The sequence below is a fragment of the Shewanella sp. 10N.286.51.B2 genome (genome assembly GCF_041469265.1).
In the GTDB taxonomy this organism is placed as follows: Bacteria; Pseudomonadota; Gammaproteobacteria; order Enterobacterales; family Shewanellaceae; genus Shewanella.
Window position 1 is genome coordinate 1 of sequence record NZ_JBFRKH010000057.1, and the last position, 25,484, is coordinate 25,484.

Consider the following 25,484-nt stretch of genomic DNA (forward strand, 5'->3'; position numbering starts at 1 on the left):
ACAGAATCTGTTACACCCTCCTTTTAGAATCTTTACAGGCTACAAAAACTTCCAGCAAAACTTTTAGACGCTGGGCAAAAGCAACAACATTAGACATATTCAAAACTCCACCTTCACTTGCTAGTCAAGACGACTTTAATCTGTGGCAGGAAAATCTAGCTAACAAACTTCGACCTCATTTACTTTATATCTATAAATTTATATACTATTAAAAAATAAAAAAGCCAACTTTCCACTTTATTTCAGTGCATTACATTGCTATCTGTAATGCGTTTAAAGTCAAAATGTTTGATACAAAAGAGCTTAAAGTCAGAAATTTTGAGAATTTAGCTATTCTTAATGACATAAATTTTTCTAAGTCTTTGATTTACAGTATACGCCAAAGTCATTTAGTATGAAAAACCACACAAGCCCTGCCACTTAGATCGAGATTTTACTGCGCAATGAGATTTTTATTTGCCCTTGTACCAATAACTATGCCCTCAGCAAGATAACTACAGATCGAACTGAAAACATATAGTAAGCTGTTAACTCCGCATACATGTATTGATTTACTACACAAAAACTGACACTAAAGTTAATGAAGCATGTTTTCTAGTGTTCTTTATAAACTGAATATCATTACCTATTAATTATAGTTAACATTAAGTGTATGAAATTTATAGATAATAAATAACAGTTTAGTATTTAGATAAAAAGACAATTATTAAACAAGCTAACTCGAATAAGAAAATGCTTAATAATTAGGCGACGCTACGTGAAATCTGCGACTTTTACTAAGGACTTGGCCTGTATAATTTAAACAGAGGTGCGTAAATTGCCAAAACACATAGCCTCACAGACTCTCAGGAGTCATTTCCCTGGTACATAAAAATTATATAGCGCGACAAAGATACTCGTTAGTTTATTTTTAAAGTTATTACAGCATTCGTTTAACCATCTGTAATTCTATTGGGATTTTGATTACCTTAAATAACAGTATCAAAGCTCATCTCTAATCATATATTGTACAAAGTAATTAATTGGTTTTATTTCTATTTGTTATAGGTTTTTTATTATTTAGATAAACAATCGTACTGTTGGGTCAAAGCAAACTGAAATTGACAATATTAGAAGCTAGCTTTTCGTGGAATGAATCAAACAATAACTGTTAAGTCCCCTAACCCCTTTTGTACAAAATAGAGTGAGCGACTTAACTAAAAAAAGCAAAAGATAAAGGCTGATAACCTCATATCTATGGCTAAATGTATAGTGCCACTTCGGACTCATAGGTAATAGAATTTATGAGAATTGGAGTAATTAATTTACCTTTTTTGATATGTATACAAACAATATTTCAAATATTGAACTATTATATAATAACGTTAGTGATAGCTTTTTGTTCTAGCTAAATACTTAAGGGATTAAGACACTCGTTATGTACAAAAAATATTATATATTGATAATTTCTGGCATTCTGATTTGCTCAGTAGTTCCTGCAACTGTGTACATGGCAACGATAGGAAAAAAAGCAGAAAAGTCACATACAAAAACTCACTACTATTTTGAGAAAGTTGATAGCCCTATTCAGCCAATTCCACGCAGACTAGAAATTGATAAACAGTGGTTAATCCTCGGTAAAGCGCTATTTCATAGTCCTTTGTTATCTAAAAATAATACAATCTCTTGCTCATCATGCCACTTATTGGACTTTGGAGGTGACGACAGTTTTCCTGTATCAATTGGAGTAAATAATGGGCAAGGTGTACGTAACTCCCCCACCGTACTTAATTCCGTATTTAATTTTAGACAATTTTGGGATGGTAGAGCCGCCTCACTTAGAGAGCAAATCGAAGGTCCAATTCATAACCCGGTTGAAATGGGTTCTACTTGGCCTGAGATAATTAAAAAGCTTAAACAAGATAGTTATTTTAGCGAAACATTTCAAGACTTAAGCTATGAGGGCATAACATCTGAAAATATTATCAAAGCAATTACTACTTTTGAAGAATCTTTAATTACACCGAATGCTCCAATTGATAGGTATTTATTAGGAGATAAAACTGCCTTAACAGATCAACAAAAGAGAGGTTTAAATTACTTTATCAATTATGGCTGTAGTACTTGCCATCAAGGAAGAAATATAGGCGGTAATATTTTTCAGAAATTAGGAAGAATAAATACAATACCCAAAAAATTAACATTAGATTTAGGTAAATTTGAAGTCACGGGTCTTGATAAAGATAAGTATGTCTTTAAAGTACCTAGCCTCCGGAATATTACTGAAACTGGGCCATACTTTCATAATGGTGCAGTTGAAAGCTTAACAGAAGCAGTTCGAATTATGGCTAGCTCTCAGTTGGGCAGGCAGTTAACTGATTCAGAGCTTGACGATATAGTGGCACTATTACATGCATTTACCTCTCAAGTAATAGAGGTAAATTATGATGATTAATTTAAAATATATTCCTGAGATTACATGCTTGTTTTTATTTACAATGTTTTCTACTTTATGGGTTATTTCTATTCAAGAAAACAAAGAAAAAGAAATAAAAGTAAAACCTTTACAACAACTTGAACTGTTAATACCTCAGCATAAAGTACAGCTACTAAATGCAAATTTTAGTGACCAGCAGCACTATGATAAACTAGCTCAAATACAATTTGAAATTGAATCTATACTATTAAAGGTGAGGCTTAATAATAAATTTGATGGCTTACTAAACGAGTATAAAGAAAACTCATTACATTACATACAGTTAGCCAGTACGATGAAGACTTCTCTAAGATTAATAGCTCAAAAACCTAACGTAGATGATAAAAATATTATACAAATTATAAATGCTATACGTTTACAAATATTTTCGTTATTGACTTTACCAAATAAAAAAGATGAATCCTCACTTAGAAAATTATTAGATATTACAGAGGATGGCCAAGTTGAAAATTATCAATATTTAAAGTTAGTTAAGTTGCACAGTGTATTCATATTAGAAAACTACGAATTAACCGCTCATTATCGGCAAAGGCTTATTGATATGAGGGTAGTTGACTCGATTATAGAAGAGTTAGACCTACTAAATAAAGATATTGAAAATATACAATTCAATCAGATTGTTACCTTTTTTTGTTCTTTATTTCCTTTACTGTTCCTCTTTATAATAATTATTAAACGTCATCAATACGCTTTAGAAGAAACATCTGAATTACATCGCAAAGCTGTAGAAGTCAAAACACAATTTTTAGCTAATATGTCACATGAAATTAGAACGCCAATGACTGGCGTTATCGGTTTAGTTGAATTGACATTACAAACTGAGTTAAATCAAGAACAACGTAATTACCTTGAGAAAGTTAAGTTCTCAGCAGATTCATTGTTAGTAATAATTAATGACATTTTAGACTTTTCTAAAATTGAATCTGGTAAGTTAACAATTGAAAATATACCTTGGGAGCATAATAAATTAATCGATAATCTTATCATGATGCTTGGCATGGTAGCGGAAGACAAAGGTATCGAGTTGATTTTTGATATATCGCCGGATATACCATTAGAAATAATGGGTGACCCAGTCAGAGTGAATCAGATTTTATTAAACTTGCTATCAAATGCAATAAAATTTACTGAGGAAGGTCATGTTATTTTCAAGGCTTCATTGGGGAATGATAATGAGCAGTCACAAACAATTATTTATGAAATAAAAGATACTGGAATAGGTTTATCAGATGAACAACAGTCAAAACTATTCGAACGATTCTCACAAGCAGATCAATCGACTACGAGAAAATATGGCGGTTCAGGATTAGGTCTTGCAATTAGTAAATTACTTGTCGATTTAATGGATGGTGAAATAAATGTCTTGAGTAAACTAGCACATGGCTCAACATTTCGCATAACCTTACCGTTAGGATTAGTCGATGAAAATAAAGGAAATTTAAACCTAATACAGCGGAATAGTAAACATTTATTATTGCTTGAAAATAATAAAGTTACACAAAATGTGATACAAAAAATGGCAGAAGCTATTGGCTCAACTGTTAAAGTTTCAAGTAGCGTAAAAGAAGCAATTAATCTTTGCCAGCAAAATAGATTCGATATAGCTTTGGTTGATTGGAGTTTAGATGGCGAAACTGGATTAGATTTTATTAATGAAATAAAGACTAAAAATTGTTGTCCGGAAACATTAGTTATATGCAGTGCCTATAGTCAAGCATACATCGAAAAACATGCACCAGTAGAGAGCACAATTTTATATTTAGCTAAACCGTTAACCTTTTTGTCATTAAGTAAAACAATTAATCTTAATAGTAACATTGATACCCCTCTATCGTTTTTAAAGGAAAATTCAGAAGCTTACAAAAGTGAAAGTAATCAGCTTGTTAAAGGTAAAAATAGTATTTTACTAGTTGAAGATAATAAAATAAATCAGTTGATAGCCAAAAAACTATTAACAAAATTGGGCTTTCATGTTGATTTAGCAGAAAACGGTCGCTCGGCAATCGAATTGATAATGAAGAAAAATTATCGTGTTGTATTAATGGACATTCAAATGCCAATAATGGATGGTAAAGAAGCTACTATAGAACTACGTAAAAGCTATAGTGCAGATGATTTAAATATTATTGCCTTAACAGCAAATATCACAGAAGGTGACATTGAATATTATAAAAAAATAGGCATGAATGGTCATTTAGGGAAACCTTATGAAATTGAAAAAATACGAGAGGTATTATCCGATTTTTATTGTTTGATGTAATGAACGACTGATATTGGTTACATGCTTAGGCAGATTTTATCATTAAGTATTCGTCCTATGTAACTTCATTTGAGATTCTTAACCACTATACAGATTCAATTGGAACGTTTGCTGAAACAGCTATAAATTTCAATAAACTTAAAAATATTTACATTTATGGCGCATTAAACCGTGGACCTATTACGCTTAACCGTAACTTCGGTTTTGCTTGGGGTGTTAATGGATTTTTATTATTTAATGCACTGGGTAAACTCGGCACAGAAACTGTCGTCGCTATGCGTAAACGTGTCGCTGATGAAATTACTACAACATTTGCAAGTCACTACACACATGAAGTGACATTAGCTGAGGTTTTGAATTTAAAATCGATAGCTGGTTATGCTAAGCAAGTGACTGGTGAAAAGTACTTAATTACACCTCAAAGACAGTAATATTTAAGTAGATTATTTTGTAGATAAGTAAAAGCAGATACTGATTAGGGTATCTGCTTTTTTACCGTCTTATGGCAGTTAAACAGTAATTTAAGCATAATTATTTAACTAAATTTCATACTTTATGAAGATATAGAATGAGCTAACGATGCCTTTTTAGCTGCTTTATTTTTTAAGTAAAATGCTCTCAAATGATCGTAACTTAAGTTGAAAACAAATGCATAAATGGTAATAAAAATGGTAACCCCTAAATCAAGAATAAAAGCATCCCATAAGCTGATCTTGAGGATATAAGCCATCACTGGAATCGTGAAGAATAATAACCCAGCTTCAAACAAACCAACATGAATAATACGTGTTGAAAAGGTTCTTTTTTCTTTTTCACCCTTAACTATTCGGTCAAATGCCATATTAAAAATATAGTTCCAAACCATGGCAATTGAAGCGATTGTTATCATAGTTCCTGATAATGAACTAACCTCATGATCTGTAAATAAAGCCAATCCTGCAATTGACATTGATACTGCTAAAACTTCAAACAAAACCGAGTGAAAAACCCTTTCTAATGTACCCATAACTATCGCTCCAACAAGCATTACTGAATAAAACAAGTCGCTATTATGACTTTTAAAACCGCTAAACAAAGTTAACAGCCATCAGCTTTCGTGATACCTTGTGGTAATTAATTTATTCGTGGTCAGATTATGTATAGTTTTGAGCAATTAAAAGTCTTTGTAACTGTGTGTGAAACGGGTTCCTTTTCCGCGGCCGCGCGAAAATTAAAAAGAGCACAATCTGGCGTAAGTCAGGCTATTGCTAACCTGGAAATATCGGTTAACCAAGAGTTGTTTAACCGTGAAAAAAACATCCCTGTATTAACGGCAAACGGTGCAGCTTTACTACCTGTAGCCCAATCAATATTGCATCAACAGCAGTATTTTGATCAAAAAGTGGAGTCCTTGACGAACAAGGATGAACACGAGTTAGTGATAGCGATAGATGAAAGTCTTGTTGACCGTAAACTGTTATCCGTTTTAGCCTCATTGGCCGACAAATTCCCTATTACAAATGTCGAAATTATCACTGCCTCTTCATTTGATATAGAAGAATGGATTCGAATAGGGAAAGTGCAACTAGGTATCATATATGCTGATGGTGAACTAAAAGTTGATATGGATTTTTTCCTGTTGGGTCAAGCGAGGTTTTTTACCATTTCATCAAAAGATCACCACTTGGCTAATCTTGATATTGTTCAAGGAGCCGATTTAAAGCGCTATCGTCAATGTGTGCATCGTAGTTTTAAACAAAATGAACTGTGGTTTAGTTATGGTATTAGCTCAATGCTTTGGTATGCCAATACACACCAAACATTAATTGAACTAGTGCAGCAAGGCGTTGGTTGGGCAAATGTGCCAGCATTATTAGTTAAACAAATTCAATCAGATGATATTGTTTGTTTACCAGTAGCACATGAATACAAAGGCTGGATAACGCCTGTTGGTTGCTTAGTTTCTCGGCAACATCAATCAGGGCCAGTACTAAGCAGTTTAATTGCTTTATTGCAGCAACTTAGTTTTGAGGATGCTCATTGGGAAATGGCTGATTAGCCTTGTAAAACACATAACCCGCAAAACCTACTTTGCGGGTTATATGAATAAGGTCTCAAAGTTTAGAAAACAAAATCTTTGCTATCTAATGCCATCATCGAATCTACACCGTTCTGAATACAGGCGGCATGACCTTTAGCTCTTGGCAACATACGCTGGATAAAGAACTGTGCGGTTTTTATTTTCGCTTGGTAAAATGCTTTTTCAGATGTATCAGTCTTTAACTTTTCTTGAGCCACTTTTGCCATTCTTGCCCAGAAAAAGGCTAATGTAACGTAGCCAGCAAACATCAAGTAATCTACTGAAGCCCCGCCTATTTCATCAGGGTTCTTTGTTGCTTTAGCACCAATAGTAACAGTAAGTTCATGCCACTCTTTAGCGTATGCCATGATGGGTTGGATAAACTCAGCCATAGCTTGATCGTCCATATTTTGTTGGCAAAATAGCGTCACATCTTTTGAAAATGGTTTTGATATTTCACCTTGGGTACCTATTATTTTTCGCGCCAATAAATCCAGTGCTTGAATACCGGTTGTACCTTCATATAAACAGCTAATTTTAGTGTCTCGCATGAGTTGCTCCATGCCCCACTCTTTTATAAATCCATGACCACCAAATATTTGTACTCCATGACTGGTCGCTTCAAAACCAAGTTCAGACAAAAATGCTTTTGCAATTGGGGTTAATAAAGCCAATTTAGTTTCAGTTTCAGCTTTTACTGCTTCATTTTTTTCTGCATGGACAATATCAACTAGTTGGGCTAAATAAGATAATAAAGCGCGACCACCTTCAGCAATTGATTTTTGAGTTAATAGCATTCTTCGTACATCTGGATGCACAATAATAGGATCAGCTGGTCCTTGTGGATTTTTCACTCCGCTAATTGATCGCATTTGTAGACGGTCTTTGGCATAGGCTAAAGCACCTTGAAATGAAGCTTCTGCAGCAGCAACCCCTTCGCTTGCAACACCTATTCTGGCTGCATTCATAAAGGTAAACATGCACTTAAGTCCACGGTTTGGTTCGCCAATTAAGTGGCCAGTAGCAGCATCGAAATTAATCACGCAGGTGGCATTACCATTGATACCCATTTTATGTTCGATAGAACCGCAGCTCACGCCATTACGATCTGAAATACTGCCATCTTCGTTTACATTAAACTTAGGCACGATAAATAACGAAATGCCCTTATTACCTTCTGGTGCGCCAGGTATACGCGCAATAACAATATGAACAATATTATCTGATAAATCATGTTCACCTGCAGAGATAAAGATTTTTGTCCCTGACAACGAATAGGTGCCATCTTCGTTAAGCTCAGCTTTGGTGCGCAACATGCCTAAATCAGTGCCGCAATGTGGTTCAGTTAAACACATGGTGCCAGTCCATGTTCCTTCAACAAGTTTTGGCATAAACTGCTGCTTTTGGGTTTCACTGCCGTGGGCTTCAATCGTTGCCAAAGCGCCATGACTTAAGCCTGGATACATGGCAAAACTATGATTCGCACTAGAAAACATCTCGGCAATGTTCATATTTAATGAATGCGGTAAGCCTTGCCCACCATACTCAGGTGATTGCGATAACGTTGGCCATCCACCTTCTACATACTGTTTATAGGCATCTTTAAAGCCATCAGGAGTTGTGACGTTTCCGTCAGTCCAAGTACAACCTTGTTGGTCGCCAATTTGGTTTAATGGTGCCACGACTTGTTCAGTTAATTTAGCCGCCTCAGCAATGATGGCATCAATCATATCTATACTTGCATCTTCATAACCAAGACCTTGGTAATGGCTTTCACAGCCAAGTAACTCTTGCATCACAAATTTAAAATCGCGTATGGGCGCTTTGTAGTCAGGCATTGTCATTCTCCAAATAATTATTTTATTTAAGGTGGTAACTGACTATTTGGATGATAATTCACACAAATAACATTTCCGAATATTCGATGCTAAGTTAACTAAAGCTATTATCCAAATGCATAATACTTATGACGATCTATTAGTAAAAATAATATGGTATTGATTTATGCTATTTAGTTAATCGGGTCAGTGGGTATTTGTTGCTCGATGTAATTTCCATACCATATACATATACATAGACTGAGCCCTGCCTGTATTCCTTACATGAATAGTTATCTATTAAAACAATTGATTGGATAAATACAGAAACTCCACATAGCATGATTTGGCGTTTAAACGTTCATAAAAGTGGTAGTTAGTTATATTCAGAAGCTTAGGTTAGCTTCTAATTTATTCCCTTGCAGTTATTGAATAACGCAAATAAAAACTAGATGTTTACAGGTTATTAATAGAGCACTTAAGTGCCACAAATAACTTAAGTAAATCAGTTTGTTGACAAGGTTACTTAATAACTATTAGTCATTATTGGGGATAAATATGAATGTAAAAAAATTACAAATCTTTAAGCACTCTTTAACAGCATTAGCAGTTTGTGGGGTACTTAATTCATCGGCTATTGCTGAAGAAGTAAACACCAACTCAGAAGAAAAAGATGATATCGAAGTCATCTATGTCACAGCCTCTAAACGTGTTAAAAGCCTGCAAGAGTCACCAGTGGCGGTAACCGTAGTGGACGGCGCTGCAATTAAACAGTCAAATACGCTTGATATGAACGATCTACAAACATTGGTGCCCACTTTACGGGTTACGCCATTACAGCGCTCTACCAATACTAACTTCTCAATTCGTGGATTTGGTAATGGCACCAATAATACCGGGATTGAGCCATCGGTTGGTGTGTTCATTGATGGTGTCTACCGCTCCCGCGCAGCGGCGCAAATAGGTGACTTACCGCGAGTTCAACAAATAGAAGTGCTCAGTGGCCCCCAAAGTACCTTATTTGGTAAAAATGCATCTGCTGGTGTGATCAGCGTAACTACCATGGAACCTTCATATGATTTAGAAGGCATGGTTGAATTAGGCTATGGCAATTACAATCAGCAAATAGTTAAAGGCTATATAACTAATGGGCTCTCTGATACGTTTGCCGTGAGTTTATCGGGCGGTTATAACGCTCGCGATGGTTATGCTGAAAGTATTGTTGGTCTGTCAGATGTTAATGACCGCGACCGTTGGAACATTCGAGGGCAAGCTTTATATGAACCCACTGAAGATGTTAAATTTCGCTTAATAGCCGACTATAGCGAAATTCAAGAGGCCTGCTGCGCTGTTGAAGATTCAATTAATGGTCCTACTACTGCTGCCGTTCGCGCATTAGGTGGCATTGTTATCGACGAAAATGATTCATTTTCTTATCAATCTGCACTTAATTCAAACCCTGACAATAATGTCGAAGATGGCGGTGCCTCACTACAAATTGACGTTGATTTTGATGGTTTTGCATTAACGTCAATCAGTGCTTATCGCAGTAATGATTCAGGATTTAAGAATGATGTTGATTACACGTCTTTAGATATTCTCACTGAAGGTGGTCACACAGAAATAGAAACTGTCACTCAAGAGTTGCGCTTAACTTCAACAGGCGAGCGAGACTTTGAATGGATGGTCGGTGCCTATCTGTTCCATGAAGAAGTTATTACTGGCGATACTTTATATTACGGTAATGATATTCGAAACTACTTTGATGTATTAACCGCTGCAGGCGGTGCCCCAGGGTTATTAGCAGGTGTTGAAGGAGTATATGGTCTTGAACCAGGAACATTTTTTTCAAACACCTCAGCCGTTAACTCAGAGTTTGAACAAAAAAATGATGCCTATTCTCTGTTCGCAAGCTTTGATTACCATATCACTGAACAGCTAACGGCTATTTTTGGTGTCAGTTATATTAATGACCAAAAAGACATCACCATAGAACAAACTAATACTGATGTATTTTCTGCAATTGATTTAGATAATGATCTTACCTTGTTTGGTGTGCCCATTGGTTCGATCCCCCAACTAGCTCCTGCAGTTCCAGTATTGAAAGGCTTACAATTTTTACCGCCAATGATGGAATTACCTAACGTGGTAGAAAACCATAAAACAGATGACAGCAAAACCACCTGGTCATTTCGCCTAGCCTACGAAATCAACAATAACGTCAATATATTTGCCACAGCTGCAACAGGCTTTAAAGCGACGTCATGGAATTTGTCCCGTTATAGTAGCCCTTTTGCATCAGATCAAGAGGCATTAGAAACTGCCGGTATTTCGCAACCTAACCAAGCTTATGGCGGACGTTATGCCTCTCCTGAAGAAGCTACCGTTTACGAGCTTGGTATTAAAACACGTTTTGAAAATGGCGCTTTTAATGCCACATTTTTTGATCAAACTATTGAAGGATTTCAATCATCTATCTTTATCGGTACTGGATTTGTGCTAGCTAATGCAGGTAAGCAAAGTACTCAAGGGATTGAATTTGACTCCAAATATAATTTAAACAGTGATTGGTCAATCACCTTTGCTGGGACTTACCTTGACCCTGTTTATGATTCCTTTGTTGGCGCATCAGGTCTAGACGGGCCTGTGGATTTATCCGGTGAAAAACCAGCTGGTATCTCTGATTTAAGCCTGACAGCAGGACTTGCTTATAATTATGAAATCGGTGAGGACATATATGGCTACGCTAGAGTTGATTACTTATATGAAAGTGACACTAAATTAGCTGAAAACGTGCCTGATTCATTAACTCGCGAAGTTAATACCGTTAATGCCAGCACCGGATTAGCCTTTGGCAATGGTATCAATCTACAGCTTTGGGTACGTAATTTAACCAACGACGAATACTTATTGTCAGCATTCCCGCCTCCGATTCAAGCAGGTAGTTTTAATGGCTACCCAAATCAACCTCGTACTTTCGGTGCTAACATTTCCTATGAGTTTTAGTTAAGAGAAAGCCAATAGTGACAATGACTTACATTGTCGCTGTTGGCTTTAACCTTTAACGCAATTAATAACACTCTACATTTTTATACTAAGTAAAGAGTAAGCAAATGCCTATTGAAACGATTTTAAAACAACGCTATTCAGCACGTGCGTTTTTGAATAAGCCTGTACCACAAGAAACCTTAAAACACATTTTTGAAACGGTGCAATTATCCCCTTCCAATTGTAATGTTCAACCTTGGCAAGCCTGTGTGGTGTCGGGAAAAACAAAACACAAATTACAACATCAATTCATGGAATTATTAATGAGCGGCGCCAAGCCAAACCCAGACTTTAACTGGACGGCACAATACAGTGGCGTACACCGCGAGCGTCAGTTTGGATCAGCAAATGCGCTTTACACCGAATTAGGCATAGCCAGAGAAGATAAGAAAGCGCGTCAAATGGCAATGCTGCGTAACTGGCAATTCTTTGATGCTCCCCATGCGGTATTTTTTACCATGGATAAATATTTAGACATTATGGGTGCAGTAGATTTAGGTATTTACGCGCAAACACTTTCATTAGTTCTTGCTCAGCATGGCATATCAAATTGTATGCAAGGTGCCTTAGGTCAATTTCCTGATCCTGTGCGAGAAGCATTAAACCTACCTGAGGAACGCGGCATCTTATTTGGCATGTCTTTTGGCTTTGCTGATGACACTAATCCTGTAAATAAAACCAGAACAGACAGAGAGTTAATCGATAATGCAGTCAGTTTTTTCGAATAAATGCCTTTTTATATATGACATTAAAAGAGAATCAACATGCAGTTGGAGCATAAGTTTGCGTTAATAGATCAGACCAACATTCACTATGTTGAATCGAATCTTGTATCAGGCACAGAAGCAAAGCCAACGATCATTTTCCTTCATGGTTTTCCTGAATATTGGGGCGTTTGGCGTAAGCAATTAAGTTATTTCGCTGAAAATTATCGGGTTATAGCGCCTGATTTACCTGGGTACAACTTAAGTGATAAACCTACTGAAGTTGATTTTTACTCTGTCCCCAATTTAATCGCTTTCTTTTCAAAGTTTATTAAACACATTAGCCCAAATAGCGCAGTGATTTTAGTTGCCCATGATTGGGGCGGCGCCATCGCTTGGCCCCTTGCAGCCTTTCATCCACAACTAATATGTAAACTGATTATTTTGAATGCCGCGCATCCAAGTACCTTCACCCGAGAAATGGTTAACAACCCACTACAACGCCAAAAGAGTACCTATATTCATGACTTAATTAGTCAAAATGCAGAGCATTTATTACAGCAAAATAATTATCAATACCTAGCTGAGAACATCATGGTAAGTGCTTATAAAAGTACATTTAGTAATAAAACCAAAGCTGAGTACCGTCAGGTTTGGAGTCAACAAGGCGGCATTAATGGCATGCTGCAATATTACCGTGCAATGCCGCAATTAACGGCAAAAGAAAACACTAATCATTCAGCGCTAAAACAACAAAATAACTGCTCGTCAAAAAGTGAAGACTCGGGTCAATTGAGTCCAATTAAAGACACCGCGACAATAAAAATACCCAATATACGTATTAACCTTCCAACGCTTATTTTATGGGGTGAACGAGACCAAGCCTTTGTTAATGAGAATCTTACCGATATTAACCAATACGTTCCGGATTGCACCATAGTGCGTTTCAAAAATTGCAGTCACTGGTTACAACACGAAAGACCTGCAGAGATAAACCACGTCATTAATCATTTTATTAATACATAATCACAAAAATAAAGGCTTGTTATGACCCAATCACAAACGTTAACCCACAATGCATTTGTTTTTGAAGTTTCAAAATCAAATTTAATCCAAACCCGAGTAGTACCACTTAATATTGAACAGCCTTTAGCTGAAAATGAATTACTGCTGAAAGTAGATAAATTTGCTCTTACAGCAAACAACATTAGTTACGGCGTCACCGGAGATGCTTTAGGTTATTGGCGATTTTTCCCAACGGCAAATAGCACTGAGCAAGCCCAATGGGGGCGACTCCCAGTAATGGGCTATGCAGATGTTATTGCTTCAAATTGCCAACATATTAAAGTGGGAGAAAGGCTTTGGGGATTTATGCCAATGGCGACTCATTTAACCGTTATTGCTGGCAATATCGCTACAACGGGATTTTCTGATATAAATCCATGCCGAGAAGGTCTTTCACCTGTTTACAGTCGCTTTGATCGGGTTAATACTAATCCTTATTATCAGATAAATAACGAAGAATTTGATATTTTACTTCGAGGTTTATTTACCACTTCATGGTTAGTTGATGACTTTATGTTTGATAATAATTACTTTGACGCAGCTCAATACCTCATCACCAGTGCATCAAGTAAAACCAGCATTGCCCTGGCCTTCTCAATTAAAGACAGAGGCGAACGCCCTGCTATTGGTATCACCTCTGAATCTAATCGTAAATTTGTTGAGTCATTAGCTTGTTATGATCAAGTTGTCAGCTACCAACAAATAGCATCACTCGACAGCGGTGTCACATCAATTTTAGTTGATATGGCTGGCGGTCAATCAACACTTTCAGCAATACATTACCACTTTGCAGACTCACTGCGTTATTCGTGTCGAATAGGGGCAACTCATCACCAAGATATTGATATCTCGGATGGTTTTAACGTTGCTAGCTTGCCGGGCGCAAAACCAGAGTTCTTTTTTGCACCAAACCAGCTTAAAAAACGTGCTGCAGAATATGGTGCCACCGAAATGATGAACCAGATGAATTTAGCATTACTGCGTTACATTGAGTTTTGCCGTGTGAACATAACCATCAACACAACTCATAACGTTACTGAATTAGATGCCATTTACCAACAAGTATTAGCAGGTAAAGCCGATGCATCTGTGGGTCAAATTGTTTCTTGGTAATTAATAATATCAATTCATTTAAATTGGCCAGCAGCAAGATCTGTTAAACCTGAGGTTCGTATGGAAAGTATTGAATTAGTCAAATTTGTAAACACAAAAGTGATTCCAATTTGTATATTTTTAATCATGATGGGAATGGGGCTTTCTCTTATTCCTAAAGATTTTAAGCGAGTGGTAAAGTACCCTAAAGCTGTATCTATCGGTTTGGTTAATCAACTCATACTTTTGCCGCTTATAGGGTTTGTATTGGCAAGTGTCATGCCTTTAGAACCAGAATATGCCGTAGGCGTCATGCTGTTAGTACTATGTCCAGGTGGTACGACTTCGAATATGTTTACCCATTTAGCCAAAGGAGATGTCGCGCTGTCAGTTTCGATGACAGCAATAGCCAGCATCATAACGGTATTTACCATTCCAGTGATACTTAACTTATCGCTTGAGCATTTTATGGGTAAAGGTACTGAGTTCTCATTACCGATTATTACCACCATGATAAGTTTAATGAAGCTGACAATATTGCCTATTGGCATCGGGATGTTAATAAAGCGATTTGCCCCCAAATTAGCTGACAGTACACAAGTTCATGTGTCTAAATTTGGTATTTTATTTTTAACCTTATTAATTATCTTTTTGACATACATTCAAAAAGACATTGTGGTATCAGCCCTTATCGCTGCAGGGCCAGTTTCAATATTGCTCAATATTTCAACCATGGCGCTGGGCTACTATTCAAGTAAGTGGCTTGGTTTAAACCTTGCTCAGCGCACTTCAATTACCATCGAAGTAGGTTTACAAAATAGTACTTTATCCATGTTCATGGCGCTGACCTTATTGGCCAATTATAAAATGTCATTTACACCTGCTATTTATACGTTAACCATGCTATTTACTGCAGGTGTACTCGTCAGAATATTTAATTCAAAGTTTAATCGCGCCGATAAACCGAAAGTGCAGTTAGATATCGCGAAATGAAGCCCTTTAAAAAATTAACAACACGGAAGATACTCATATGATTACAGTTCACCATTTAGTTAAATCAAGATCTAAACGCGTTTTATGGTTACTTGAAGAGATGAAGTTACCCTATGAGTTAGTCATACATCAGCGTGATCCAAACACTAACCTCTCACCGAAGGCGTTATATGCCATACACCCTCTGGGTAAATCCCCCATCATGGTTGATGATGACATAACCATATGTGAGTCTGGTGCCATTATGGAATATATCTTAAACCAAGATTATTCAACGCATTTAAGACCAGACACAAATAGCAGCCAATATTATCAATACCTTGAATGGTTACATTTTGCCGAAGGCTCACTGGCTTTACCCGTTATCACGACTTTATTACTGCAAATGGAACCCCGTGCCGGTAGTTACCCACTAGATGGTTATATTGCCAAAGAATTAGCAATCGACTTTGCTTATATTGACCAATATTTAGCAAGCCACAGTTACTTTGCTGGCAATGACTTTAGCGCCGCCGATATCATGATGACCATAATGTTAGAGATAGCCATGAGTTTAAAATTACTCAAGGGACAAGACAATATCAAAGCTTACCTCTGCAAAGTTCAACAAAGAGCGGCCTATCAATTAGTGTTAAAACACGGATAGGACTTTTTATTAGAGTAAATACTGTATAAAGTAATTAACAGCAACAATATTACAACCAACGATTGACAATAAAAACAGACAACTAAAACTAAAAAGGTAGCAAATGGAACTTATCAAGGTCAAAATCGACAACAATATACATGTAATTACGCTAAACAATGGCAAAGTTAATGCTATCTCGCCAGAGATAATTACAGAAATTAATGTCGCTTTAGATGCTGCTGAGCAGCAACAAGCCGTAGTTATTTTAACAGGCCAAGCCGGAATATTTTCAGGTGGCTTTGATCTTAAAACCATGAAGTCTAGTTCAGAGGCTGCAATAGCACTGGTAACCGCAGGCTCTAAGTTAGCCCGCAGAATGCTGGCGTTCCCGACCCCTATTATTGGGGCATGTACCGGTCATGCTATTGCCAAAGGGGCATTTTTATTACTCAGTTGTGACTACCGTATTGGCTGTGCGGGTGATTTTAAAATTGGTTTAAATGAAGTCGCTATAGGCATGACAATGCACAATGCCGGTATTGAGCTTGCGCGAAATCGTATCCCACGTAATTATCTTACTCGTTCAGTTATAGTCGCTGAACTGTTTGCCCCACAAACAGCGGTTTCAGCAGGTTTTCTTGATCAAGTTGTTGAACCTGAGCACCTGATGGCCACTGCCTGTGCAGTGGCTAAGCATATGCAATCTCTTGATATGAAATCACATCACGGCACCAAACTAAAAGAACGTCACGCAATCCTTGCCGCGTTAGATAGCGCGATAGAAATCGATGCCCAAAGCACGTTAATTTTATAAGGTTAATACGATGAATAACAATGAAAAGTTTAACAGTTTGACTGTAGAAGTTAACGCTAAAATTGCTCATATCAAGCTTAATCGTCCTGATGAATTTAATTCAATGAATATTGATTTTTGGGATGAATTCCCAAAAGTGATTCAACAGATAAATGATCAAGCTGCTGCTCGTGTCATTGTTATTTCATCAACAGGTAAACATTTCTGTGCAGGAATGGATCTAGCCGTTTTTACCCAAAGTAATAATGATAAGAATATTGAATTAGGCCGTAAACATGAGCAATTACGCCGCTTAGTATTAAGGCTACAAGAGTGCTTCAACGTATTAGAAAGTGCCAGAATGCCAGTATTAATGGCCGTTCAAGGTGGTTGTATTGGTGGCGCGGTTGATATGGTCAGCGCTGCTGATTGTCGTTATTGTACCAGTGATGCTTTTTTCAGTATTGAAGAAACTAAATTAGGCATGACCGCTGACTTAGGCACATTACAGCGTTTACCTAAATTAATCTCAATGGGTTTAGTTAAAGAATTAGCCTATACCGGTCGCAGAATGCCAGCCAATGAAGCCAAAGATGCAGGTCTGGTTAATCAGGTATTTGAAGATCAACAAAGCATGTTAACAGGCGTAATGGCAATAGCAGCTGAAATTGCTGCTCGCTCACCATTGGCGGTAGCAGGCTGTAAAGAGATGATAAATTATGGCCGCGATCATTCTGTAGCAGACAGCTTAAATTATATGGCAGCTTGGCAAAGTGGTATGTTCCAACCGCAAAATGACATGATGGAAACTTTTACTGCCAAAGCGCAAAAACGAGCACCAGAGTTTCAAGAGCTAACACCAATTGATAATTCAAAAATATTCTAACTCGCTGTAGGGCTATTGCTCGATTGAATTAACCAAACAGTGTTTAAATCGACAATAGCCTTTTTATAAAAGCTTTTATAACAAGATTTTATAAAAAGATTTTAAACCAAAAGTAATCAAACATGGTATGAAGTAACTATGACCAAGCCACTGATTAACCTCGTTCACGCCAATGGATTTCCTGCAGGAAGTTATAAAACATTTCTCGGTGAATTTAATGAAAAGTTCAGTACCATTGCTCATGATCAATATGGGCATAATCATAAATACCCTATACACACTAATTGGCAGCACTTGGTTACTGAGTTGCTTGATTATTTAAAACAGCAAGATGAAAAAGTGATATGTATTGGTCATTCATTTGGTGGCATTCTGTCATTTCTTGCAGCATGCCAACATCCAGAGTTGTTTCGTGGTGTAATCATGTTAGATCCGCCTGTGGTGACAGGTCCTTTCAGTCATGTGCTTAAAGTTGTTAAAAAGACTCGTCTTATTGATAAATGGTCTCCTGCAGGCCGGGCACAAAACCGTCAACGTCATTGGCCGCTAAACACTAACTTAGTTGGTTACTTCGCACAGAAAAATTTATTTAAAAACTTTGATCCAAGGTGTTTAAAAGATTACGTTGACCATGGTGTAACCCAGCGCAATAAACGCTTAGAATTAAGCTTTACCCCCGAAGTTGAAGCCGATATTTTCAGACATTTACCTTGTAACTTAGCCAGATATAAAAACCAACTTAAGGTCCCAGCTGCACTTATTTATGGCGAAAAAACTGACGTATTCCCGGTTAAGTATTTCACTCGCTTTGCAAACTTAAACAACATTGAAGTTTCCATGATGCCCAATGGTGGTCATATGTTCCCCCTAGAGCAACCACAAAATACTGCCAATATGATTAAGGCCATAGTCAAAGACTGGTAACAACGCTAATGGTATTAATAATGTTATTACTTAATAGCAGCTACATTAGGCAGCTATATTTATAAAGTAAAACTAACAATAATCATAGCTTCTGGCGGCCTATTTTTATTTACTACAAGGTGCGAAACTTTTTGCATATTTATCTTTAAAGTTAACTCCATAGTAATTTACTTAGTGACTGCAATGGTCATTCAGCCGTTTGAACGCCCTATTCGCTGTTAAGGTTTACAAGCATTGCCATACCTAGCCAAGAGAACCACACTATTTGGCTTAAGCCAAATATTTCAGTGAGGATTTCAGCAGGATAAATTGTAAGAACACCGACAGTTCCAATTAATAGTCCGAAATAGTGTAACCATTTCGGTAATTCAATCGCTTTTAACCCTGCAACACTCAATAATAGAACCCATAAGCCGCCGACAATTTCGTTGCCGCCTCCAAAAGCCTCAACGATTGTGTTTATAACCATTAAAAGTGTCATTGCTTGCTGTGGATTTTGGGCTGACAAATCGATAACAGCTGCTAATCCAACATTTGCAATCATGCCACTTGCGATGACAAGGCCAACCCAAATAATACCGAAGACTGTAGCCGTTTGTGACAAAAGAGGCGCTTTGGTTTTCATCCGTTGATGGATCGCTATAACTAATATGGCTAAAAAAAGCCCAAAAGCGACATACATAACAAAATTAACGATTGATAAAATTGATTGATGATGAATTAGATAACTGAGTTTTTGTGTATCACCTGCACTGACTGGGTAATCCCAATACGCACCAAAAAATATAAAAGCTGATATGTAAATAACAGCTTCAAAAAGTGCAGCAACGCCAGCTATTTTTTGTATGTTATTCACACCTAATCCTTATTCATAAAACCTTGTTGTTACAGCGGTTAGCTTCCGCTAGTGTTGTTGATTAACTGTACGGTCTGATATTCAAACGCTAGGCTAGTTTGTCTACCTTTAACGGTTAATGTATCACCTTTTTTTAACCTAAACCAAAGCGATTTAGGTACCCCGCATATACGGTCATTGCCGAATAATTGGTAACTTTTAATGTAAACAGCGCCAGTACAATATTGACTGCTATAGGCTGTACTCACATATTTAACAATGAACTCATGGTTAACATGCTCATATTTACCTAGCGTAGTCAGTAAAACATGACCATATCTTGCTGTGGCGAGTGGACCACAAAGGTAAATTGCAATAAACAGTAGACTATAAATACCTGTTTTTTTTAAACCTTGATGGTGAATTTTATTTTGTTTGTTGGGGCGGATATCTAGCCGATATAGGCTTAATATGATAACCGCTAAGGCTAAATACCAAAGATGGTTAGCGGCTAAGGTATGTTCATTAATGATAATGTCATTTAGAAAAACACTGACAACAATGGCGATTAAAAACAGCTCAATGGCTTTTTGGGTGATATTAATCTCTTTTATAATCATAATTTTAAATACGGTTTTTGTGATACCTCACAAAAGCCACTTATTTCTTCCTTGAATTATTTTAGCTCAATATGAAGCTGTAGTTTGTCGATTTTATATCGCGAGTTAACTCAGTTCCTTAATCGCCCTACCAATACCATCTACCGTTAGCGGGTACATTTTGTTATCCATTAACTGCTGAATTATCGATATCGACTGATGATAAGACCAATGCTGCTGGGGTTGTGGATTTAACCAGGTCACTTTATTGAAGTGGCCTAATAGCCGATTCATATAATCACTGCCAGGTTTCTCGTTCCAGTGTTCAACACTGCCACCGCGGGCGACAATTTCATAAGGCCCCATTGTCGCATCGCCGACAAATATGACTTTATAATCTGATCCGTATGTTCTGATGACTTCTTCAAGGTCAATTGTTTGTTGATAGCGTCTGCTGTTGTCTTGCCATACTTTGTCGTATAAACAATTATGAAAATAGAAAAATTTTAATTGTTTGAATTCAGTATGGGCGGCTGAAAAAAGTTCTTCACAGGTTTGAATGTAATCATCCATTGAGCCGCCAACATCAAAAAACATTAGCACTTTTACCGCATTGTGACGCTCAGGCTCCATGTGTACATCTAACAAGCCACCATTTTGAGCAGTGGAGCGAATAGTGGTGTTTATATCTAACTTTTCACTGGCACCAGTTCGGGCAAATTTACGTAATTTTTTTAATGCTAACTTGATATTACGGGTACCTAGCTCTCGGTCTTGGTCGAAGTTTTTAAACTCACGTTTATCCCAGACTTTAATCGCGCTGTTATTACGGTTACCCTCTTGCCCCACTCTTATGCCTTCAGGGTTATAGCCATAAGCGCCAAAAGGTGATGTTCCACCGGTACCGATCCATTTATTGCCACCAGCATGGCGTTTTTTCTGTTCTTCAAGTCGCTCTTTTAATGCCTTCATTAACTGTTCGAGGCCACCTAAGGCTTTCAGCTGTTGCTTTTCTTCATCACTTAAATGCTTTTCAAATTCTTTACGTAACCAATCTTCAGGCAAGATTTGATCAAACACATTAATGCTTTCTATGCCTTTAAAGTATTCCGCAAAAGCGTTGTCATATTTGTCATAGTAAATTTCGTCTTTTACCATCACGATTTTGGCCAAATTATAAAAATCTTCAACGCTTGCAAACACCACGCCTTTTTTTAATAAGGCAATAAGATCTAATAACTCCCGCAAACTGCAAGGTACGTTATGTTTTTTCAACGTAAGAAAAAAATCAATAAACATGATTTCACTACCTTTCTTTAGCGATTAGCGGTTTCTACGACTCATAAAAGCGAGTTTTTCAAGCAATGACACATCTTGTTCATTTTTAAGCAGCGCACCAAATAACGGAATAACGTCAGAATTTTTATCCAATAGACTCGCTTGAGAAATATCATCTGATATTAATAGCTTGATCCAATCAATCAGTTCAGAAGTAGACGGCTTTTTCTTAATGCCATTCACTTCTCGTAGGTCAAAAAATACTTCTAAGCTTTGCTTGAGTAGTTCTTGCTTAACATCTGGATGATGCACATCGATGATTTTTTCCATTTCGACTTTGGTGGGGAATTTAATGTAATGGAAAAAGCAGCGTCTTAAAAAGGCATCTGGCAGTTCTTTTTCGTTGTTTGAGGTAATGATGATAATCGGACGCTGTTTAGCTTTGATCACTTGCTGAGTTTCATAAACATGAAACTCCATCTTGTCTAATTCTTGCAGTAAATCGTTGGGAAATTCGATGTCAGCTTTATCAATTTCATCGATAAGCAGAATGGGTCTTTGCTCTTCTTCAAAAGCCTGCCATAACTTACCTTTAACGATATAGTTTGAAATATCATGCACACGTGCGTCACCTAACTGACTGTCTCTAAGGCGTGACACCGCATCGTATTCGTACAATCCTTGCTGCGCTTTAGTCGTCGACTTAATGTGCCACTGATACAACTTACAATTTAAAGATTTAGCTAACTCTTCCGCTAATTGAGTTTTACCGGTACCCGGCTCGCCCTTAATCAATAACGGTTTTTCTAATGCTATTGCGGCATTCACAGCCATAGTGAGATCACTTGACGCAATATAGTTGTCAGTACTTTTAAACATGCTTTTACCTATTGGTGATAGTTATATTGTTAGTTTTAGTTGTAGTGCTATTTTTAGTTAGCGTTTTATTTACCGTGTCTTATTCGGTCCAGGGAAAAGATATTGGTTGTTTGCTGATAGGCCTTATATTCAGAGCGTTTTTGCACTGAATAGAACTCAGAAGGCACTGCGCCAGTATAAACAACTAAGGTGGTGTGCATTATTTTGGAGGTGATCAGTAAACCTACACCTAATAATACGCAAACAACCACTGTCTCTTGTTGGTATAAGGCTAGCCATGATGGAATAGCGGCAATGACTAATCCATTCCACACCATCCATTCAGCAAAATAATTTGGATGACGACTAAATCGCCATAAGCCCACATTACAAACTTGATTGTTAATCCCTGTCGATTTCATTGCTTTCAAAAAAGCTAACTTTTGTATATCGGCAATAGTTTCCATCGCAAATGCAGCCAGCCACACAATAATACCGATAATCTCAAATATAGAAATTTGCGCGCCTGTATTGCTGCAATAATAAATGCAGGTAATGCCAAATACGACGCATTGGCCAAACCTTGTATTATCGCCTCTATTTGCTGCGCTAACGCCACGTTAGTTTTACCTGCTTTTTGCCAGCAACGTTTTTGGTATTCATAACGTGGCAATTCTTTTTGCAGGTGACCTGATGTCCACAGTTTTAACGCCCCAAACCTCATTCGGCTACCAGCAAAAATATAAGCCATACTGACTAATGCGACACGGGTTGAATCGCCGTCACTGTAACACCAAGTCATAATACCAATGAGTGTGAGCCCCATGGCCAACCTATATCAACCTAGGACATTCGGCCTGTACGCCATGTAGGTATACATACCACCAAGGTGAACATGAGTAATTGCAGCAAACCATTAACAAGATCAATTGTCGCCAAAGTATCACTAAATATTAAGAGTATCCAACCAGCAATAAAAACAAATAACGGTGTAAAGTATTTCATCTGTCATGTTTCCCCTACAGTTACGCAAGTTCAATAGCAACGGGTATACCATTAAGTACGGCATTACCCGTTAACGTGTCGACCTTACTTGCATCCGTTAAGTCATTCATACTGACACCCGGTTGTGTTGCTGCTACTGACATGCGTGTACCTTGTTGATTATGCCCCCAACCTTGAGGCATACACACCACGCCTTGGAGAATGTCATTGGTAATTGCGGCTTCTATGTGGATTTCACCCACCCGAGAACTCACCTTGAGCAATTGTCCTTGTTTAATACCGAGGGTTTGCGCATCTTGGGTATGGATCTCTAAGGTGCAGGGATTTTTACCTTTAACTAAACGCGCCGAGTTTTGCGTCCAGGTATTGTGACTTTTCACTAAACGGCGGCCAATTAAATCAAATGGATATGTTTGATCTCTTGGCGCAGTGGCCATCAGCGCATTTAAGCGTGATAAATCATCGAGGTATATTCGCGGCGCTAAGTCTATTTTACCTGTAGCCGTTTTAATCCTTTGCTCAATACACGGCATCAATGGGCCCATATCAATCCCATGTGGATTATCAATCAGCTTTTGTAAACTCATACCTTCTTCGCCATAAGGCCCTTGGGTTAATTCCCTATCTAAGATCATCTCAGGGGTATAAGGATTCATGGGGGTATTGGTCATACGTGATGATATTTCTTTTAAAATTTGCCAGTCACTACGCTGATTAGCATTTTTTTCAAACAATGGCGCTGAGTATTTAACCGTGTTCCTTACTGAAAAAGAGTTAAAGAAGATATCAAAATGCGAATTTTCAACACCAGTGGTGCCGGGTAGAATAATATCGGCGTATTTTGTGGTTTCATTAAGGTAGATATCCACCGACACCATGTAATCCAACTCAGTAAATGCATCCGCTAATTGCTTGCCATTGGGTGCAGACAGTACCGGATTGCCTGCAATAGTAATCAAGCTCTTTATTTGACCTTCACCTGGTGTTTGTATTTCTTCAGCCAAGGTGGAGACTGGGAATTCCCCGTTAAAAAATGGCAGCTTTCTAACCCGAGAGTGATATTGGCCAAATGATGATTTATGCCCTTTTACGTGGTTTCTTAGTAAATCATAAGCAGGCTGAGGAAACATAGCGCCACCAGCACGATCAAAATTACCTGTGATGATATTCAGTACATTGGTTAACCATTGGCATAAACCACCAAAGGTTTGTGTTGAGGCGCCCATACGGCTATAACAAACGGCTGAATCTGCGGCGGTCATATCAGCAGCTAGCTGGCGAATACTCTGTGCATCGATACCAACAAATTCAGCAACATCTTCAGGCGCATAGTCTTTTGCGACAGATTCAAGTGTCTCAACACCATCAGTCATGGCGGCTAAGTGACGTAAATTCACTTTGTTAGACGCAAATACACAATGGATCAGCGCAAATAGCAGTAAAGCGTCTTTTTCTGGGCGAATAAACAGATGCTGATCGGCAATTTTAGCGGTACGTGAACATTTAGGATCGACGACGACAACCTTACCATCTCTTTTTTGAATCGCCTTCATGCGCCCGATAACATTTGGCGCTGTCATCATGCTGCCGTTTGACACAACAGGGTTACCACCAATAATTAGCATAAAGTCGGTGCGATCAATGTCTGGTACTGGGATTAACATACCGGCACCAAACATGAAGTTAGATGCTACATGATGGGGTAATTGATCAGCCGAAGCTGAGCTAAAACGGTTTATGGTGCCCAAAGACTTTGAAAAGGGTTTTAGCATCATGGCATTGCCAAGGCTGTGGGCATTAGGGTTGCCCAAATAAACTGCCAATGCGTTTTTGCCATGTTTATGTTGAATCGCTTTGAATTTCTCGGTTATTTCATCAAATGCCTCTTCCCATGAGATATCAACCCAACCTGATGTAGTACGTTTAATGGGGGTTTTTAAACGATCTTTGTCGTAATAAAAATCTTCTAACGCGGTGGCTTTAGGGCAATTGTAACCTTTACTAAAAGGATCGTTTTGATCGCCCTTTATCGATAAGATTTGTTTGTCTTGATATTTAATTTCCAAGCCACACATGGCTTCACAAATATTACAATTTCGGTAATGGGTTTTGACTTCATTCATGTTCATCCCTGACTTGGTTAATCTTACTTTTAAAATTTCCA

General features: G+C 37.6%; 22 protein-coding genes and 1 pseudogene. 14 read left to right on the forward strand and 9 right to left on the reverse strand.

Going from position 1 to position 25,484, the window contains the following annotated elements; genetic code table 11:
- The 4 genes and pseudogenes from AB4140_RS15215 to AB4140_RS15230 form a co-directional block, all read left to right on the forward strand.
- On the forward strand, positions 1-212 hold a 212-nt coding region (locus AB4140_RS15215), incomplete at its 5' end, for a hypothetical protein (RefSeq protein ID WP_372001562.1).
- Between the two features lie 1,205 nt (positions 213-1,417).
- On the forward strand, positions 1,418-2,434 hold the full coding sequence (locus tag AB4140_RS15220; RefSeq protein ID WP_102439291.1) for a cytochrome-c peroxidase: 1,017 nt from the start codon (positions 1,418-1,420) through the stop codon (positions 2,432-2,434).
- Positions 2,424-4,736, forward strand: coding sequence for a response regulator (locus AB4140_RS15225; protein WP_372001564.1), 2,313 nt, complete (start codon positions 2,424-2,426; stop codon positions 4,734-4,736). The genes AB4140_RS15220 and AB4140_RS15225 overlap by 11 nt, the downstream gene beginning before the upstream one ends.
- A gap of 140 nt (positions 4,737-4,876) precedes the next feature.
- Positions 4,877-5,167: pseudogene (locus tag AB4140_RS15230) on the forward strand (NADH oxidase); the annotation flags it as partial.
- A 122-nt stretch (positions 5,168-5,289) separates the two neighbouring features.
- Here AB4140_RS15230 and AB4140_RS15235 read toward each other — a convergent pair.
- Positions 5,290-5,742, reverse strand: coding sequence for a PACE efflux transporter (locus AB4140_RS15235; RefSeq protein ID WP_102439293.1), 453 nt, complete (start codon positions 5,740-5,742; stop codon positions 5,290-5,292).
- Between the two features lie 129 nt (positions 5,743-5,871).
- On the opposite strand from AB4140_RS15235, the gene AB4140_RS15240 reads away from it, so the two are divergent.
- Positions 5,872-6,774 carry a LysR family transcriptional regulator gene (locus AB4140_RS15240; RefSeq protein WP_372001566.1) on the forward strand — a complete coding sequence of 301 codons (903 nt, stop codon included), beginning with the start codon at positions 5,872-5,874 and terminating at the stop codon, positions 6,772-6,774.
- A 62-nt stretch (positions 6,775-6,836) separates the two neighbouring features.
- Here AB4140_RS15240 and AB4140_RS15245 read toward each other — a convergent pair whose 3' ends face one another.
- Entirely contained in the window at positions 6,837-8,633 is a 1,797-nt protein-coding gene (locus AB4140_RS15245; protein ID WP_372001568.1) for an acyl-CoA dehydrogenase C-terminal domain-containing protein, read from the reverse strand.
- A gap of 537 nt (positions 8,634-9,170) precedes the next feature.
- On the opposite strand from AB4140_RS15245, the gene AB4140_RS15250 reads away from it, so the two are divergent.
- The 9 genes from AB4140_RS15250 (at position 9,171) to AB4140_RS15290 (ending at position 18,745) form a co-directional block, all read left to right on the forward strand.
- Complete coding sequence (locus tag AB4140_RS15250) at positions 9,171-11,618, forward strand: TonB-dependent receptor (RefSeq protein ID WP_372001570.1); 2,448 nt, start codon at positions 9,171-9,173, stop codon at positions 11,616-11,618.
- Between the two features lie 107 nt (positions 11,619-11,725).
- Positions 11,726-12,388, forward strand: coding sequence for a nitroreductase (locus tag AB4140_RS15255; RefSeq protein WP_102439297.1), 663 nt, complete (start codon positions 11,726-11,728; stop codon positions 12,386-12,388).
- Positions 12,389-12,424: 36 nt separating this feature from the next.
- Positions 12,425-13,390, forward strand: coding sequence for an alpha/beta fold hydrolase (locus tag AB4140_RS15260; protein WP_372001572.1), 966 nt, complete (start codon positions 12,425-12,427; stop codon positions 13,388-13,390).
- A gap of 21 nt (positions 13,391-13,411) precedes the next feature.
- Complete coding sequence (locus AB4140_RS15265; RefSeq protein WP_372001574.1) at positions 13,412-14,542, forward strand: DUF2855 family protein; 1,131 nt, start codon at positions 13,412-13,414, stop codon at positions 14,540-14,542.
- A gap of 60 nt (positions 14,543-14,602) precedes the next feature.
- Positions 14,603-15,514, forward strand: coding sequence for a bile acid:sodium symporter family protein (locus AB4140_RS15270; RefSeq protein ID WP_102439300.1), 912 nt, complete (start codon positions 14,603-14,605; stop codon positions 15,512-15,514).
- Positions 15,515-15,551: 37 nt separating this feature from the next.
- Positions 15,552-16,160: a glutathione S-transferase family protein gene (locus tag AB4140_RS15275; protein ID WP_372001576.1), complete on the forward strand. Its 609-nt coding sequence runs from the start codon at positions 15,552-15,554 to the stop codon at positions 16,158-16,160.
- Between the two features lie 103 nt (positions 16,161-16,263).
- Entirely contained in the window at positions 16,264-16,956 is a 693-nt protein-coding gene (locus AB4140_RS15280; RefSeq protein WP_372001578.1) for a crotonase/enoyl-CoA hydratase family protein, read from the forward strand.
- 10 nt (positions 16,957-16,966) lie between these two features.
- Entirely contained in the window at positions 16,967-17,821 is an 855-nt protein-coding gene (locus tag AB4140_RS15285; protein ID WP_102439303.1) for a crotonase/enoyl-CoA hydratase family protein, read from the forward strand.
- Positions 17,822-17,959: 138 nt separating this feature from the next.
- Positions 17,960-18,745 (forward strand): alpha/beta fold hydrolase, encoded by a 786-nt coding sequence (locus AB4140_RS15290; RefSeq protein WP_102520564.1) that lies wholly within the window; start codon positions 17,960-17,962, stop codon positions 18,743-18,745.
- A 208-nt stretch (positions 18,746-18,953) separates the two neighbouring features.
- On the opposite strand, the gene AB4140_RS15295 is transcribed toward AB4140_RS15290, so the two are convergent.
- The 7 genes from AB4140_RS15295 to AB4140_RS15325 all read right to left on the reverse strand — a co-directional run bounded on the left by AB4140_RS15295 (position 18,954) and on the right by AB4140_RS15325 (position 25,443).
- Positions 18,954-19,601: a DUF4386 family protein gene (locus tag AB4140_RS15295; RefSeq protein WP_372001580.1), complete on the reverse strand. Its 648-nt coding sequence runs from the start codon at positions 19,599-19,601 to the stop codon at positions 18,954-18,956.
- A 38-nt stretch (positions 19,602-19,639) separates the two neighbouring features.
- Positions 19,640-20,200 carry a hypothetical protein gene (locus AB4140_RS15300; protein ID WP_102476797.1) on the reverse strand — a complete coding sequence of 187 codons (561 nt, stop codon included), beginning with the start codon at positions 20,198-20,200 and terminating at the stop codon, positions 19,640-19,642.
- Positions 20,201-20,305: 105 nt separating this feature from the next.
- The gene (locus tag AB4140_RS15305) at positions 20,306-21,478 is read right to left on the reverse strand and encodes a VWA domain-containing protein (RefSeq protein ID WP_372001582.1); all 1,173 of its coding nucleotides are present in this window, start codon (positions 21,476-21,478) and stop codon (positions 20,306-20,308) included.
- Between the two features lie 24 nt (positions 21,479-21,502).
- Complete coding sequence (locus tag AB4140_RS15310; RefSeq protein WP_102476795.1) at positions 21,503-22,336, reverse strand: MoxR family ATPase; 834 nt, start codon at positions 22,334-22,336, stop codon at positions 21,503-21,505.
- Positions 22,337-22,401: 65 nt separating this feature from the next.
- Positions 22,402-22,803: a DUF1295 domain-containing protein gene (locus AB4140_RS15315; RefSeq protein ID WP_372001584.1), complete on the reverse strand. Its 402-nt coding sequence runs from the start codon at positions 22,801-22,803 to the stop codon at positions 22,402-22,404.
- The gene (locus tag AB4140_RS15320; RefSeq protein WP_241901097.1) at positions 22,752-23,141 is read right to left on the reverse strand and encodes a hypothetical protein; all 390 of its coding nucleotides are present in this window, start codon (positions 23,139-23,141) and stop codon (positions 22,752-22,754) included. The genes AB4140_RS15315 and AB4140_RS15320 overlap by 52 nt, the downstream gene beginning before the upstream one ends.
- Positions 23,142-23,340: 199 nt before the next feature.
- Positions 23,341-25,443, reverse strand: a complete 2,103-nt coding sequence (locus AB4140_RS15325; RefSeq protein ID WP_372001586.1) for a molybdopterin-dependent oxidoreductase — start codon at positions 25,441-25,443, stop codon at positions 23,341-23,343.
- Positions 25,444-25,484: the final 41 nt, after the last annotated feature.